Below are 15,774 nucleotides of genomic sequence, written 5' to 3' on the forward strand. Positions count from 1 at the left end.
TGCCACGCATGAGCCCGCGTCTGCCGACCATCCACAAGATCACCGATCTGGGCGACGGGCCGTTCCGTCGCCAGCAACTGGATCTGGAGTTTTCCAACGGGCAGCGCCGCCTCTACGAACGTCAACTCAGCCAGGGCCACGGTGCCGTGGTCGTGGTGCCGATGCTCGACCAGACCACCGTGCTGCTGGTGCGCGAATACGCCGCCGGCGTGCATCGCTACGAGCTGGGTCTGGTCAAGGGGCGCATCGATGCCGGCGAGACGCCGGAGCAGGCGGCCGACCGCGAGCTCAAGGAAGAAGCCGGCTACGGTGCGCGCCAGGTACAGGTGCTGCGCGCGATGACGCTCGCTCCTACTTATATGAGTCACCAATCCTGGTTGGTGCTGGCGCGCGACCTCTACCCCGAGCGCTTGGTCGGCGATGAGCCGGAAGAGATGGAAGTGGTGCCCTGGCCAATCGCACGTCTGGACGAATTGATGCTGCGCGAAGATTTCTCCGAAGGCCGCTCGCTGGCCGCCCTGTTCATCGCGCGCGAGTGGCTGGAGCGCAACCCATGATCCGCATCCCGATGGAATTGCGCGAGACCGTGATCGCCATTGCCCGCGAAGCGGGCGAGGCCATCATGCAGGTGTACGCGCAGGACTTCGCCGTGGAGATCAAGGACGATGCCAGCCCGCTGACCCAGGCCGACCTAGCCGCCAATCGCGTCATCGTCGACGGCCTGCGCCGGGTCACGCCCGACGTGCCGGTGCTGTCGGAAGAGTCCGCGCACATCGCCTGGGAAGAGCGTCAGTACTGGACCAGCTACTGGCTGGTCGATCCGCTGGATGGCACCCGCGAGTTCGTCAAGCGCAATGGCGAGTTCAGCGTCAACATCGCACTCATCCACATGGGCGCGCCGGTGCTGGGCGTGGTGCAGGCACCGGTCGATGGCCGGGTCTGGTACGCCGCACGCGGCGAGAACGCTTTCCGCCGCGACGGCGATCGCGACGAAATGCTGCACACCCGCATGCCGGCTGCCGCCCCCTTGCGGGTTGCCGCCAGTCGCTCGCACCGCGATGCGCGTACCGCAGCTGCGTTGGAGCGCATGGGGCAGATCGACGTGGTGGCGCAAGGTTCCTCGTTGAAGTTCTGCCGCATTGCCGAAGGCGAGCTGGATGTCTACCCGCGCTTCGGCCCCACCTCCGAATGGGACACCGCGGCTGGCCAATGCGTGCTGCACGCAGCCGGCGGTGTGCTGCTGGCCGGTGGTTCCGGCAAGCCGTTCCGCTACAACCGCCGCGACACCTTGCTCAATGGCGACTTCATCGCGCTGGGCGATCCCAATCTGCCCTGGCGCGACTGGCTGGCCTGAGCAGGCCCGCCTGCCGGGCGCGGGTTGCATGGCAGGTGCTGCGCACGCGCAGGGGCCGCATCGGCCGACCGGTACACTGCGGCTGCATCGCGCGCCGGGCTTGCTGCCACGCGCGATACCGCAATGCGCAGAAGATCTCACCGCGGATGCGCCCTCCAAGACTGCTTCAGGAATAAACCATGCTCCAGACTCCGCCCACCGGCGATATCCAAGGCCTGCTGCAGTTGATGGCGCGCCTGCGCGACCGTGAGCATGGTTGCCCCTGGGATGTGGAGCAGAGCTTCGCCAGCATCGCGCCGTACACCATCGAAGAAGCCTACGAGGTCGCCGACGCGATCGATCGCAACGACCTGCCGGGGCTGCGCGACGAGTTGGGCGACCTGTTGCTGCAGGTGGTCTTCCATGCGCAGATGGCGTCCGAGCAGGGCGCGTTCGACTTCGCCGACGTGGTCGCCACGCTCAGCGACAAGCTCGTTCGCCGTCACCCGCACGTGTTCGCGGCGCAGACGGTGGACGATGCGCAGGCGGTAAGCGCCAACTGGGACCAGATCAAGCGCGAAGAACGCCGTGCCGCAGGGCAGCAGGACGACTCCGCGCTGGCCGGCATCGCACGTGGCCTGCCGGAGTGGCAGCGCTCCACCAAGTTGCAATCGCGCGCGGCGCGGGTGGGCTTCGACTGGCCCAGCCCGGCGCCGGTGCTGGAAAAATTGCAGGAAGAAATCGAGGAGCTGCGGGTGGAATTCGCCCGCGGACCGGTCGCCGACAATCAGGCGCGTCTGGAAGACGAACTGGGCGATGTGCTGTTCGTCTGCGCCAATCTCGCACGGCATGCCAAGGTCGATGTGGGCGCCGCGCTTCGGCATGCCAATCTGAAGTTCGAACGGCGCTTCCGTGCGATGGAAGCCCATGCGCACGCGCAGGGCACCCCCCTGGATGCGTTGTCGCTAGACGCGCAGGAAGCGCTGTGGCGACAGGTCAAGCGCGACGAGTCCGCCGCCGCAGTGGTCGGTACCGGCGCCGCAACCGGCGCATGAGCGTTGCGCTGACCACGCTGTTGCTGTTCGTTGCCACTGCAGTGGCCGAACTGGTCGGCTGCTACCTTCCTTATCTATGGTTACGAAAAGGCGGCAGTGCATGGCTGCTGCTGCCCAGCGCGCTGAGCCTTGCGACCTTCGTGTGGCTGTTGAGCCTGCATCCGGCTGCCAGCGGACGCGTATACGCCGCCTATGGCGGGGTCTACATCGCCAGCGCCCTGATGTGGTTGTGGTGGGTGGACCGCATCACCCCGACCCGATGGGACCTGCTTGGCGCCGCCTGCTGTCTGCTCGGCATGGCCGTCATCATGTTCGCCCCGCGCACTGTCTGAGCCTGGTGGTCACGCGATCTGCGCACGCTGAAGCACTCGCCGCCCGGCACGGCAAGGGGCGCGAGCGTATCCCTGCACTGCAGCACCCCAGCCGGCGAGTTACGGTGCGGGTGCATACTGTTGCCGGGATCGACTCGTCACATGCAAGGGGGGCACATGTTTCCGACTTCGTTTTTGGCCATCGCCGTTCTGGTCGCCGGCGTCATCGTGTTGTTCAAGACGGTGCGCATGGTGCCGCAGGGATTTCAGTGGACAGTGGAACGCTTCGGCCGCTACACCCATACCATGAGTCCGGGGCTGCACTTTCTGGTGCCGGTGGTCTACGGCGTCGGCCGCAAGATCAACATGATGGAACAGGTGCTCGACGTCCCCAGCCAGGACGTCATCACCAAGGACAACGCGGTGGTGCGCGTGGACGGCGTGGTGTTCTTCCAGGTCTTGGACGCCGCCAAGGCCGCCTATGAGGTCTCCAATCTGGAGATCGCCAGCATCGCGCTGGTGCAGACCAATATCCGCACCGTGATTGGCTCGATGGATCTGGACGAATCGCTGAGCCAGCGCGAGACCATCAATGCGCAGTTGCTGAGCGTGGTCGACCAGGCCACCAACCCGTGGGGCATCAAGGTGACGCGGATCGAAATTCGCGACATCCAGCCGCCGCGCGATCTGATCGACTCGATGGCGCGGCAGATGAAGGCCGAGCGCGAAAAGCGCGCGCAGATTCTGGAGGCCGAAGGCTCGCGTCAATCGGAAATCCTGCGCGCCGATGGCGAGAAACAGGCCGCCGTGCTCGAAGCCGAAGGCCGCAAGGAAGCCGCCTTCCGCGACGCCGAGGCGCGCGAGCGTCTGGCCGAGGCCGAAGCGCGCGCCACCCAGGTGGTCTCCGATGCGATCGCCAACGGCAGCGTGCAGGCGATCAATTATTTCGTCGCGCAGAAGTATGTGGAGGCGTTCAAGGCGCTGGCCACCGCGCCCAACCAGAAGTTCGTGCTGATGCCGATGGAGTCCAGCGGCATCATCGGCTCGATTGCCGGCATCGCCGAACTGGCCAAGGAAGCGATCGGCAAGCCCGACGCACCCGCCGTGCGCGTGCCGCCGATGCCGCCGCGTGCCGGAGGCTGAGCCATGCGCTGGGACGTTGTGATCTGGGCGGTGCTGGCGCTGCTGTTGATCGCCGCAGAGACCCTGGTGCCGGGAGCGTTCCTGCTGTGGATGGGGATCGCCGCCGCTGCCGTCTGCGCCCTCGTGCTCGTGTTGCCGGGCATGTCGATGCTGGTGCAGATCGTGGCGTTCGTGGTGCTCAGCTTCGTGTCGGTGCAGGTCTATCGCAGCTGGTTTCGCGGCAAGGGGCGGCAGAGCGATCGCCCCCTGCTCAACAAGCGTGCCGAGCAATTGATCGGCCGCCGCGTGCTGCTCGATCAAGCCATCCACGATGGCCGAGGCCGTGCCAAGGTCGACGATGCGTTCTGGGTGGTCAGCGGTCCGGACCTGCCCGCCGGCGCACCGGTGCGCATCGTCGGCGTCGATGGCATGACCTTGCTGGTGCAATCCAGCAGCTGATCGCCGGGACAGGGCGTACCACCCGGTCGCGCATTGCTGCAGCGCGGCGTGCGGTTGCCGGCTTGCGTCGTTCGGTGATCGCTGTGCCCGCGCGCACACACGGTTGCCCGCAACGACGGCAGGGCAGCGATAATGGGCATCTTTCCCTTGGACCGGCGCCCATGACCCAGAAGACCATCCTCAACGACACCCATCGTGCGCTCGGCGCCAAGATGGTCGACTTCGGCGGTTGGGACATGCCGATCCACTACGGCTCGCAGCTGGACGAACACCATCAGGTGCGTCGCGATGCCGGCATGTTCGACGTCAGCCACATGACCGTGGTCGACCTGCACGGCGCTCGCGTGCGCGAGTTCCTGCGCTACCTGCTCGCCAACTCGGTGGACAAGCTCAAGGTGTCGGGCAAGGCGCTGTACACCTGCATGCTCAATCCGCAGGGCGGGGTGATCGACGACCTCATCGTCTATTTCATGACCGAAGACTTCTTCCGTCTGGTGGTCAACGCCGCCACCCGCGAAAAGGATCTGCAGTGGATCGGCGAACAGGCCGCACGCTTCGAGGTACGCGTGGAAGAGCGCGGCGACTTCGCGATGATCGCAGTGCAGGGCCCCAATGCGCGCGCCAAGGTCATCGATCTGCTCGATCCGGCCGACGCTGCGGCAGCGAGCAAGCTCGGCCGTTTCGCCGCCTTGCAGACGCGCTCGCGCGATGGCATCGATCTGTTTCTTGCGCGCACCGGTTACACCGGCGAAGACGGTTTTGAAATCGTGTTGCCGCAGGATGCGGCAGTCGCCTTCTGGAATGCGTTGCTCGCACAGGGCGTCAAGCCGGCCGGTCTTGGCGCGCGCGACACGCTGCGTCTGGAAGCGGGCATGAATCTTTACGGGCAGGACATGGACGATGCAGTGAGCCCGTACGAAGCCGCGCTGGCCTGGACCATCGCGCTCGACGAAGGCCGCGACTTCATCGGCCGGGCCGTGCTCGAAACGCAAAAGGCGCAAGGCGCACCGCGGCAGATGATCGGCGTGGTGATGGACGAGAAGGGGGTGCTGCGCCACGGCCAGAGCGTGTTCACCGCTGCCGGCCAGGGCGAGATTCTGTCCGGCACGTTCTCGCCAACGCTGGGCAAGGCGATCGCATTCGCACGCGTACCGGCCGGCAGCATCGACGACCTGCGCGTGGATATCCGCGGCAAGCAGGTGCCGTTGCGCGCGGTGAAGTTTCCGTTCGTGCGCGACGGTCAGGCGCAGCCCGGCGTCCTCGGCGACTGAGTCGCCTGATGCCGGCCGCAGTCGGCCGGCATCCTGTCAGCACATGCAACCTGCCCATGCCGACACGCGTGCACCTGTCTTGTCGCGCGGTCTAAACTAACCACCTGTCCCCAACCCCAGTTTCCCCGGAGCACACCCATGAGCGAGATCCCTGGCGACCTCAAGTTCCTCAAATCCCACGAGTGGGCCCGCGTCGAAAGCAGCGGCCGCGTGACCGTCGGTATCTCCGACCACGCGCAGGGCTTGCTGGGCGACCTGGTCTACGTCGAACTGCCCGGCGTCGGCGATACCGTGCAGGCCGGCAACGGCGCGGCGGTGGTGGAGTCCGTCAAGGCCGCCTCCGACGTCTACAGCCCCGTCAGCGGCACCGTCGTCGAGGTCAACAGCGCGCTGAGCGACAAGCCTGAGACCATCAACGAAGACGCCTACGGCGAAGGCTGGATCTTCGTGGTCGAACTCGACGACAAGGAAGAGCTCAACGACCTGCTGTCGCCGGATGACTACGCCGAGCTGCTGGAAGACGACGACCACTGAGTCCGTCGTCCCTGCTGCACACCGATGGCCGCTCGCAGAGCGGCCATTTTTTTGGGTGCGCTGCCACCGACGCGGTCGTGATGTGTGCACGAGAGCGTGATCGGATGGACGATTGCACGGTCGCCTGCAAGGCAGTCGGTGCTGACTTGATGCGATGCGCGCGGTTGCGTCCATGTCCGACGTGTCGACGCACCACCACCTGCAGGCCGGTGCGTCGGATTTCTGACGTGAGTCGTTCGTGAGGATCCGGCGTGTGCTCGGTGAAAAAAAATCGACGCGTGCAACGCGCGCCGACGACGGATCGATGTCGTGCGAGATGCTGCTGGCGATGCGCAAGCGCACGTGCATGGCGATCGAACGGCGCAATAAGTTTGCGCATTTCTGCTTGTGCGACGCCGGAAGTGGAGTTGCCGGATAAAAAATTTTCAGCTGGCGGACAGGCGGCGGACGATGCCGCAACGTGCAGCGTGTGGCCGCAGCGTTACCGGCGTCGATGGCGTGCAGATTTGGAGCGGTTGAGAAAAACAGCGGAAAAGAAGTGCTTTTTCGAAAACGCTGTTGCGTGGGCGCTTGCTGCGAGCCCGCTCGGCGGGCTACGCGCGGTGTACTTGCCGGACCTCGATGGAGAAGATGGCGATGGTCGACTGAAAAAAAATTGCAAAAGAGTGTTGACAGTAAAAAAAAGCGTGATTAGGTTTCGCCCAGCAGACATTGCTGCGAAAGAGAGTGAGCAGAATCGACATCGAGCCGACACGCTTGTTCAAGACGTCCACCGAAGTACGCTCAAAGGTGGAGTCGGGTCCGCTTCTCTCCAGAAAAGCAGTTGTCGTTTCGACCACGCACCCGTGTCGCCGTTCGATGCGGGTGTTTCTGTATCCGTCCCGTCGCGCATTACCTGCGGACGGTACCCGACGACGGCATGCCGGCGCGGGGTTTGGTTCAACTGGGCGTTTCAACTCCATAGTTCACTGACGAGGAGCCAATTACATGGCCACTAAAAAAGCTGCGAAAAAGAAACCCACCGCCAAAAAGGCAGTGAAGAAGACCGCCGCCAAGAAGGCGACCAAGAAGGTCGCCAAGAAGGCAACCGCCAAGAAGGCAGTGAAGAAGACTGCTGCCAAGAAGGCCGTCAAGAAGACTGCAAAGAAGGCGACCGCCAAGAAGGCAGTGAAGAAGACCGCCAAGAAGGCAACCAAGAAGACTGCCGCCAAGAAGGCAGTGAAGAAGACCGCGAAGAAGGCGACCAAGAAGACTGCCGCCAAAAAGGCCGTCAAGAAGACCGCCAAGAAAGTCGCCAAAAAGGCAGTAGCGAAGAAGGCGACCAAGAAGTCCGCCACCAAGAAGACTGCTGTGAAGAAGGTCGCCAAGAAGAAGCCGGCCGCTCGCAAGAAGAAGGCCGCTCCGGTCGCGCTGCCCGCAACTCCGGCACCGCTGATCTGATTTGTAACACCCGATCGCCGTAAACATCGAGCTCTCTCCCCGACGCCCAGCGGGGAGGGAGCTTTTTTATTGGGCGACACCGTGGCCAGGCCCGTTGCAGCGCGCGAATGCCAGCCGCTCTTGAGGCGACGCGATGTGGGTCTGGCGCCTTGCCGGCAACGGCAACGACAGTGCCAGACCGGCGATGGCTCGACGGGATGTCGCGGCGAATCGCTGGGTCCGGCGCGTCGGGCGCGCCGCCCACCCGCTGACCGCCTTGGAGGCGGCGATGATTCCAGGCTGTGCCGCTATCGGTGGCGCTAGCGGAACTCATCAAGGATCTTCCCGTCGTCGCCCGGCGGTGCGATTCCTCGAACCACCGCTCTTCCGGATGCAATGACCGGTCGTCGTGCTCGCACTACCCGTACCTGCAGTCCGAGCACGAAACTGCCAGACGACTTGGTTGGACGCGTCGTGGCGTAGCGTCGGGTGTCGGAGGTCCAGTGATGAAACCGGCAGCGGTCGCGGTACAGCGCACGCATCCCGCATCGATCTGCTGTCCGGTCGCTGCAGCCGCTGCTGTCGTCGCAACGACGACGAACGAAGTCCTGCCGTCCTTCCCTGGTGAAGGATGAGCTTGCAGCGCTTGCACCAGGCGGTCTGCCCGGCGCCTGCCTGCCGAATTGCACGCAATCCACCTGCACTTCCCGGCGACCAGAAACGACACAGGCGGCCAAGGCCGCCTGTGGTCATGCATCACGCGCCGCGTCGGTTGCGACGCTTCAACTCAACGCGGCGACGCCACCGACTTGCCGGACGATGCGCCCTTGCCGGCCGGGTCTGCCTTCTCTGCCAGCATGTTCTCGCTACCGAAATCGCCGTCCACATCGATGTCCAGCCAACGCTTGGCCGGCAAGCCGAGTGCGCGGTCCAGGATGGTCGGCAGCATGCCGGAGGGCAGGCCGCTTTCGCCGTTCCACATGATGGCGATGCCGACGTCGCGCTCGGGCAGCAACGCGACCAGGCCGCGGTAGCCCTGCACCGCACCTGCATGGAAGATCACTTGATGGCCTGCGTAGTCGAACACGCGCCAGCCCAGCGCGTAGCTGGCCGCGTCCACGCGCTCGTGGCGCCAGCCCGAACGCATTTCGCCTGGCGTGGAGATCAACGGCGCATGCAAGGTCGCCAGCAGCGGCGCAGGCAACACGTCGGGGCGATGGCCGGTATGGGCGAGCAGCCACTGCGCCATGTCGCTGGCGCTGGCATTGACGCCGGCTGCAGGAGCGAGACGGTAATAGGTGGGCTTGGGCGTCAGCGACACCCAACCGTTGCGGCTACGCACATGCGGGCGCGCCCAATGCGGGCTGGCCTGGATGCCGGCCAGGCCCATGCTGGCATCGTTCATGCCGAGCGGCTTGAAGATGCGGCGCTCCACCGACTGCTCGTAGAAGCTGCCGGAGGCGGCAAAGACCACATCGCCAACCAGGCTGAAGGCGACGTTCTGATACGCATAGCAGTCGCCCGGCGCACACCGCAGCGGCGCGGCAGCCAGCTTGTGGCTCAGCGAGTAGTAGTCGACGTTGGATTCGATATCGCGGTCGTAGGCGTTGCGGGTCAGGCCGACACGATGGCTGAGTACCTCGGCGACGGTGAGCTGGCGGGTGGCGAGGTTGTCGCTCAGCTGGAAGCCGGGCACGTAGTCGACCACCTTGCTGTCCCAACGCAACACGCCATCGTTGACCAGCAGGCCGGCCATGGTGCCGGCGAAGGCCTTGGACAGCGACGCCAGGCGGAAGACGGTATGCGCATCGACCGGCTGCGGGTGATTGACGTCGGTCACGCCATAGCCGCGCGCACTGAGCACCTTGCCGCCCTGCACGATGGCCATCGCCATACCGGGGACGCGGTTGCCGTAGGTCAACTGATCGGCCATCGATTCGAATGCCGCCACGTCGAAGCCGGCGGCCGGCGCCAACACGCTGCTGGCCGGCAACGAGCTGCGATACGGAAGCGGGGCGGTGGGCGACTGCGCAAGCGTTGCAGGCTGCAGCGCAGAAGCGGTGGGCGCGGGCGTCTGTGCCGTGGAAGAGAGGGCCAGAGGCAATAACGCCCCGAGCAGCCCGATGGCCAACGGACGGAACCGTCGGCGCCTGCGCATTACTGTCATGGTTGTGCCGCCTGTTCCACTGCCTGGAGCGATTCTAGCGCCGCGCTTTGCAATAGCACAAACTGCCGGAAGATGAATGGGCATCATATTGATCCTATTGACGATTTGGGTTCAGAAATCGCGCCGTTCAAGGCCGTGGCAACGCCCCGAAGGTGCTGCGCAGTGGGTTGCAAGCGCCGTGCCGGGCGCCCCACGCGCGCGTCGCAGCGTCCTGCCTCCGCTGCTGGTGGTGCTGCGCTGCATCGGCTAACTTGCGCGCTACTTCGTCAGGGGCTGCCGCTGCCATGTTCTTGCTGTCGGGCTCGTTCGCACGGGGGCTATTGACGCCATGACCAGTCCCTCTGCACCGCACTCGGCGGTTGGCCGTCTGGGCGCTGCACTGCGCAGTTCGCCACCGCTGGCGTGGTCGTTCCTGTATTTCTTCTGCCTGCTCAGCGGCTACTACGTGCTGCGCCCGGTGCGCGAGGCGATGGGTGCATCGTCGGATGTGGCCGCGTTGTTTCCGGCCGGCATGATCGGTTTCTTCACTGCGCACGGCATGCCGCTGAAGGATTTCACCTTGCAGGTGCTGTTTACCTGCACGTTTCTGATCATGCTGCTGCTGCAGCCGGTGTATGGCGCGCTGGTCAGCCGCTATCCGCGGCGCGTGTTCCTGCCGGTGGTCTACGGTTTCTTCATTGCGACCCTGCTGCTGTTCTACGTGCTGTTCGACACCGGCGTGCCAGGGCGCGGGATGGCGTTCTTTTTGTGGCTCACGGTCTTCAACCTGTTTGCCGTGGCCGTGTTCTGGAGCTTCATGGCCGATGTCTTCAGCAATGCCGAAGCGCGCAACTACTACGGCTATATCGGCGCGGCGGGCACCCTGGGCGCGTTTCTCGGGCCGATCCTCACCCGCACCCTGGTCGAGCGCATCGGCATTGCGCATCTGATGCTGGTGTCGGCCGGGTTCCTGACGGTCTGCGTGGTGTGCGTGCTGCGCTTGCGCCTGTGGGCGGTGGCGCGTGAACAGGAGCGCCAACTGGACTCCGGCGAAGTCCCGATCGGTGGCGACGTGCTTGGCGGCCTCAAGCTGATCGTGCGCGAGCCGTTGCTGCGTTGGCTGGCGCTGATGACCTTGTTCGGCGTGGGCGTGGGCACCTTGCTCTACAACGAGCAGGCGGCGCTGGTGCGCAGGCTCTATACCGATGCGGCGGCCAGCACCGCGTATTACGCCAGCATCGACCTGGCGGTCAATGCGCTCGCCCTGCTGCTGCAATTGCTGGTGACGCGCGCGCTGCTGTCGCGCTTCGGCATTGCACCGGCATTGCTGATTCCGGGAGTGGCCATCACCTTGGGGTATGCGGTGCTGGCGGCCTCGCCGTTGCCGCTGATGATCGCCATCGTGCAGGTGATCACGCGCTCGGGCGAGTTTGCGCTGGCCAAGCCGGCGCGCGAAACCCTGTACACGCGGGTCAGCCGCGAATGGCGCTACAAGGCCGGTGCGGCGATCGATACGGTGGTCTATCGCGGCGGCGACCTGAGCTTTGTGTGGATCCACAAGCTGGTGTCGGGCCTGGGGTCCACTGCGGTGTTCGGGGTCGGGCTATTGGCGGCAGCGGGCATGACGCTGGGCACGTTCGGCCTGCTGCGCGAAGCACGCAAGCTGCCTGCAGAGCGCGATGCTGTGGCGGACGGGCGGGCAGCGGAGTCGCAGGGCCGATAACGCCCTGGGTGTGCGGCTGCGGTGTGGCTGCGCGCTGGAGACTCATGCAGCGGTGACGCACACAGCGCGTGCGGCCAATCGCTGATGCCTGATGTCGCTTGCACGGGACATCCATCCCGATGCGATGCGCGCCATCGGCGGCCCATCGATGACGGCCCGCATGCGCCGCCGCTCACCCTGCATCGTCCAGTGCTGCGCCGGTGACGCCAGCGCGTTGCGATGCACCGGTCGCACGCTGTGCGTCTTGCCAGGCAGATGGCGCCGCATCGCGGCTATGCTTGCCGCCACGTCCACACGACTTTCTCGCCATGTCCCTGTTCGCGATCATCGCCGGCATCCTTGTCGGTCTGCTGCATGTCTACATCCTGGTGCTGGAGATGGCGCTGTGGACGCACCCAGTGGGTCTGAAGACCTTCCGCAACACACTGGAGAAGGCGCAGGCCACCCGCGTGCTGGCGGCCAACCAGGGCCTCTACAACGGCTTCCTGGCCGCAGGCCTGCTTTGGGGCGCGCTGGCAGCACGGGCCGATGTGCTGAGCTTCTTCCTGGGGTGCGTGGTGGTGGCGGGTTGCTACGGCGCCTACAGCGTCAACCGCCGCATCTTCTTCGTGCAGGCGTTGCCGGCGTTGATCGCACTCGGCCTGGTGTGGCTGCCGCACTAAGCCGGCTTGCTCGCTGCCCGCGGGAGCCGGCTTGTCTGCGAGGAGGCGTTACCGGCAGCACCTTGTCGTGGGCAAGCCCGTTCCTGCAGCAGCCCGGAGCGCAGTTGCTGTGAACTGGTCGAAGGCGACGCCGTCAGGTCGCGCAGTCGCGGGATGGTCGGTCTCCAAGATCGCCAATCTCCACAAACGCCGACGGCGGGCTGTAAGCCCGCCGTCCTCGCACATCGCCTCGACCTGAGTCTTACGCCGCTTCGCGCGGCTGTTGTGCCTGCGGCTTGTCGTAGAAGCTGGCCGCACGCAGCTCGTGCGGATCGAAGTCGTCCACGGTGATGGTGTCCATCATGATCTCGCGCAGCTCTTCCAGCAGCTTGCGCTCGTCCAGGGTGAGCACGCCCTCGGCCACCGCTTCGTCCAGCTGCGCCGGGAAATCCAGCGCCTCGATGCCCTTGGTCTTGAGCGCCTTGAGGAACTTGCGCTCCACCGGCTCGGCCATCACCGCCTTGGTCAGATAGCTGGCGATACGCCCGCCCGGGTTGTTGGCGCACGGGGTCAGGAAGACGCCCTGAGCCAGACGGTCGCGCGCTTCGTTGGGTGCCATCAGGATCGATGCCACGCGATGGCCCAGGCGATCGCCCGGCGCTTCGGCGCGACGGCCCAGCGGGAAGATCAGCACCCACATCAGCCAGCCCACCGGGCGGATCGGGAAGTTGCGCAGCGCTGCCGACAGCGCGGTTTCGATCTTGTGCACGCTGTCGTGGAACGCCCAGGCCAGCAGCGGCTGGTCGGTGGCCGGTGCGCCTTCGTCGTGGTAGCGCTTGAGCATCGCGCTGGTCATGTAGATATGGCTCAGCACATCGCCCAGGCGACCGGACAACGATTCCTTGAACTTCAACTTGCCGCCCAGCATCAGCATCGACACATCGGCCATCAATGCCAGGTTGGCCGAGTAGCGATCCAGCTTGCGGAAGAAGCGACGCGTGTATGCATCGCCCGGCGCTGCGCCGATGCGCGCACCGGTCAGACCGAACCAGAACGAACGCACGGCGTTGGAAATGCCGAAGCGGATATGCCCGAACAGGCTCTGGTCGAACTCTTCCAGACCGCGGCGCGTATCCGGATCCTGCGCCGCCTTCATTTCCTTCATCACCCACGGATGGCACAGGATCGCGCCCTGGCCGAAGATCAGCAGGCTGCGGGTCATGATGTTGGCGCCTTCCACGGTCACGCCGATCGGCGCAGCCTGCCAGGCGCGGCCGGCGAAGTTGCGCGGCCCCAGGATGATGCCCTTGCCGCCGATCACGTCCATCATGTCGCTGACCACTTCGCGGCCCATGGTGGTGCAGTGGTACTTGGCGATCGCCGATGGCACCGACGGCACGTCGCCACGGTCGACCGCTGCGGCAGTGGCCTGCGCCAGCGCACTGATCGCATACGCCTTGCCGCCGATGCGCGCCAGCGCTTCTTCCACGCCCTCGAAGCGACCGACCGACAGGCCGAACTGCTTGCGGATGCGCGCATACGCACCGGTCACCACCGCCGCATACTTGCCGCCACCGCTGGCGGTGGAGGGCAGGGTGATCGAACGACCCACCGCCAGACACTCGTTGAGCATGTTCCAGCCCTTGCCCACCATTTCCACGCCGCCGATCAACTGGCTCAGCGGGATGAACACTTCTTCGCCATGGATCGGGCCGTTCTGGAACGGCGAGTTCAACGGAAAGTGGCGACGGCCGATTTCAACGCCGGGTGTTTCGCGCGGCAGCAGCGCCAGGGTGATGCCGATATCCTTCTTGTCGCCGATCAGGCCGTCCGGGTCGTAGGCGCGGAACGCCAGCCCGATCAAGGACGCTACCGGTGCCAGGGTGATGTAACGCTTGTCGAAGGTGAGCTTGACGCCGAGCACGTTGGCGCCGTTCCACTCGCCCTTGCAGACGATGCCGTAGTCCGGGATCGAGGTGGCATCGGAGCCGGCGAACGGACCGGTCAGGCCGAAGCACGGCACTTCCGCACCGATTGCCAGACGCGGCAGGTAATAGTCTTTCTGTTCCGGGGTGCCGTAATGCAGCAGCAGCTCACCCGGTCCGAGCGAGTTCGGCACGCCGACGGTGGAACTGACCACGCTGGAAATCGAGGACAGCTTCTGGATCACCTTGTGGTGCGCCAGTGCGCTGAAGCCCAGGCCGCCGTACTGCTTGGGAATGATCATGCCGAAGAACTTGTTCTTCTTGATGAAGTCCCACAGCTCCGGCGGCAGGTCGGCGTGGACGTGGGTGATTTCCCAGTCGTTGACCATCTTGCATAGTTCTTCCACCGGCCCATCCAGGAAGGCCTGCTCTTCGGCGGTCAACTGCGGCTTGGGATAGTTGAGCAGCTTCTGCCAATCGGGGTCGCCGGTGAACAGCTCGCCCTCGAAGCCGACCGAGCCGGTTTCCAGCGCAATGCGCTCGGTCTGCGACAGCGGCGGCAGCACCTTGCGGAAGAACGCCATCAGCGGCGTGGTCAGCAACGGCTTGCGCAGGAACGGCAACAGCACCGGAGCGGATACCAGCACCACCAGCGCCGCGGCGACAATGGTGGCGACGAGGTTCGCATCCAGCAGCCAGCACGCCACCAGCACGCAGGCGCTGATCGCAACCCAGGTGGCAAGGCGCATGCGGTGATAGGCAGCGATACCCGCCGCCAGGATGACGAGGAGGAACGGTGCAACGATGCTCATGGTCTTGCTCCAGTGACATGCTCGGTGATGTTGGACGCTGCAATGGTGCCAACCGAGGGCAGTGCGTCCAGATAATGCAACACGGTTGCGGTAAAGGTGGTGTTGTCGTCGCCGGCCAGCATGTGCGTGGCGTCGGCCAGTTGCACGTGCTGCGCGTGCGGGGCGATCGAGAGGAACTCGGTGATGTTGTCCGGGGTGACCAGATCGCTGCGCCCGCCGCTGATCAACAGCATCGGGCAGCGTACCTGCGCTGCCGCTTCCGCCAAGGCGTGCTGCTGCAGCTGCGCATCCCGACCGGCCAGTTCGTCGACCAGGCGCGGGTCCCAGTGCCAGTGCCAACGGCCATCTGCGCGCTGACGCAGCAATGCCTGCAACTGCTGCGCAGTCTTGCGCGGGCGATGCGGCAGATACGCGGCAATTGCATCGGCCGCCGCATCCAGCGAAGCAAATCCATCCGGATGCGCGGTCATGAAGCGCAGGATGCGCTCCACGCCTGCGGTATCCCACCGCGGCGTGATGTCGACCAGCACGATCGCGCGAAACAGCCCCGGCCAACGCGCCTCGGCAAGCAGCCCGAACAGGCCGCCCATCGAGGCAGCCACCAGTACCGGCGGCTGCGGCTGCTCGCCTGCCAACACGATCAGGTCGTCGGTGAACTGCGTGGGCGAATAGGGCAGGTCGAGCGCATTGAAGCTCGAATCGCCATGGCCGCGCGCATCGTACGAAAGTGCGCGGTAGCCGGCCTGCGCCAGCGCGGTTGCCGTCGCTTCCCAGGCATGCCGCGTCTGCCCAAACCCATGCGCCAGCACCGCTGTTGGTGCGTGCTGCTCACCCCGTATCGACACAGCCAACTCCACGTCGCCAGCGCTGACGCGCGACATGGCCGCAAGGGGGGCAAGCGTAGAAGGAGAGGTGACCATACCTAATGGTATGGAGGCTGCCCGCCCGCTGTCAATACTCTCTGGTATGGACGGTTAAGCCATTGAATCGTGGCAGTTGTCTGTCATTTTTGTGATACATACT

13 protein-coding genes and 1 pseudogene are annotated in these 15,774 nt (G+C 65.1%); 11 read left to right on the forward strand and 3 right to left on the reverse strand.

Annotated elements, in window-relative coordinates; genetic code table 11:
- Positions 1–8: 8 nt before the first annotated feature.
- The 9 genes and pseudogenes from nudE (at position 9) to Y887_RS19190 (ending at position 7,525) form a co-directional block, all read left to right on the forward strand.
- Positions 9–557 carry an ADP compounds hydrolase NudE gene (gene nudE / locus Y887_RS13575; protein ID WP_046964838.1) on the forward strand — a complete coding sequence of 183 codons (549 nt, stop codon included), beginning with the start codon at positions 9–11 and terminating at the stop codon, positions 555–557.
- Complete coding sequence (gene cysQ / locus Y887_RS13580; RefSeq protein WP_046964839.1) at positions 554–1,354, forward strand: 3'(2'),5'-bisphosphate nucleotidase CysQ; 801 nt, start codon at positions 554–556, stop codon at positions 1,352–1,354. Before nudE ends, cysQ begins: the two co-directional genes overlap by 4 nt.
- A 179-nt stretch (positions 1,355–1,533) precedes the next feature.
- Positions 1,534–2,343: pseudogene (mazG, locus tag Y887_RS13585) on the forward strand (nucleoside triphosphate pyrophosphohydrolase); the annotation flags it as partial.
- Positions 2,344–2,384: 41 nt separating this feature from the next.
- Positions 2,385–2,720 carry a YnfA family protein gene (locus Y887_RS13590; RefSeq protein ID WP_046964841.1) on the forward strand — a complete coding sequence of 112 codons (336 nt, stop codon included), beginning with the start codon at positions 2,385–2,387 and terminating at the stop codon, positions 2,718–2,720.
- Between the two features lie 156 nt (positions 2,721–2,876).
- Positions 2,877–3,842, forward strand: a complete 966-nt coding sequence (locus Y887_RS13595; protein ID WP_046964842.1) for an SPFH domain-containing protein — start codon at positions 2,877–2,879, stop codon at positions 3,840–3,842.
- 3 nt (positions 3,843–3,845) lie between these two features.
- Entirely contained in the window at positions 3,846–4,280 is a 435-nt protein-coding gene (locus tag Y887_RS13600; protein ID WP_046964843.1) for an NfeD family protein, read from the forward strand.
- Positions 4,281–4,441: 161 nt separating this feature from the next.
- Positions 4,442–5,551, forward strand: a complete 1,110-nt coding sequence (gcvT, locus tag Y887_RS13605) for a glycine cleavage system aminomethyltransferase GcvT (RefSeq protein ID WP_046964844.1) — start codon at positions 4,442–4,444, stop codon at positions 5,549–5,551.
- 138 nt (positions 5,552–5,689) lie between these two features.
- Positions 5,690–6,085 carry a glycine cleavage system protein GcvH gene (gcvH, locus tag Y887_RS13610; RefSeq protein ID WP_046964845.1) on the forward strand — a complete coding sequence of 132 codons (396 nt, stop codon included), beginning with the start codon at positions 5,690–5,692 and terminating at the stop codon, positions 6,083–6,085.
- Between the two features lie 987 nt (positions 6,086–7,072).
- Positions 7,073–7,525, forward strand: a complete 453-nt coding sequence (locus Y887_RS19190; RefSeq protein ID WP_084726035.1) for a histidine biosynthesis protein HisIE — start codon at positions 7,073–7,075, stop codon at positions 7,523–7,525.
- Between the two features lie 766 nt (positions 7,526–8,291).
- Here Y887_RS19190 and Y887_RS13625 read toward each other — a convergent pair.
- Positions 8,292–9,671 carry a serine hydrolase domain-containing protein gene (locus Y887_RS13625; RefSeq protein ID WP_046964848.1) on the reverse strand — a complete coding sequence of 460 codons (1,380 nt, stop codon included), beginning with the start codon at positions 9,669–9,671 and terminating at the stop codon, positions 8,292–8,294.
- 328 nt (positions 9,672–9,999) lie between these two features.
- Between Y887_RS13625 and Y887_RS13630 the strand changes: the two genes are divergently transcribed.
- Entirely contained in the window at positions 10,000–11,373 is a 1,374-nt protein-coding gene (locus Y887_RS13630) for an NTP/NDP exchange transporter (protein ID WP_046964849.1), read from the forward strand.
- 308 nt (positions 11,374–11,681) lie between these two features.
- Positions 11,682–12,035 (forward strand): DUF1304 domain-containing protein, encoded by a 354-nt coding sequence (locus Y887_RS13640; RefSeq protein WP_046964851.1) that lies wholly within the window; start codon positions 11,682–11,684, stop codon positions 12,033–12,035.
- Positions 12,036–12,276: 241 nt separating this feature from the next.
- Here the strand turns inward: Y887_RS13640 and Y887_RS13645 are convergent, their stop codons facing one another.
- Entirely contained in the window at positions 12,277–14,751 is a 2,475-nt protein-coding gene (locus Y887_RS13645; RefSeq protein WP_046964852.1) for an acyl-CoA dehydrogenase, read from the reverse strand.
- The gene (locus Y887_RS13650; RefSeq protein WP_046964853.1) at positions 14,748–15,671 is read right to left on the reverse strand and encodes an alpha/beta fold hydrolase; all 924 of its coding nucleotides are present in this window, start codon (positions 15,669–15,671) and stop codon (positions 14,748–14,750) included. The genes Y887_RS13645 and Y887_RS13650 overlap by 4 nt, the downstream gene beginning before the upstream one ends.
- Positions 15,672–15,774: the final 103 nt, after the last annotated feature.

The sequence above is a fragment of the Xanthomonas pisi DSM 18956 genome, assembly GCF_001010415.1.
Taxonomy (GTDB): domain Bacteria; phylum Pseudomonadota; class Gammaproteobacteria; order Xanthomonadales; family Xanthomonadaceae; genus Xanthomonas; species Xanthomonas pisi.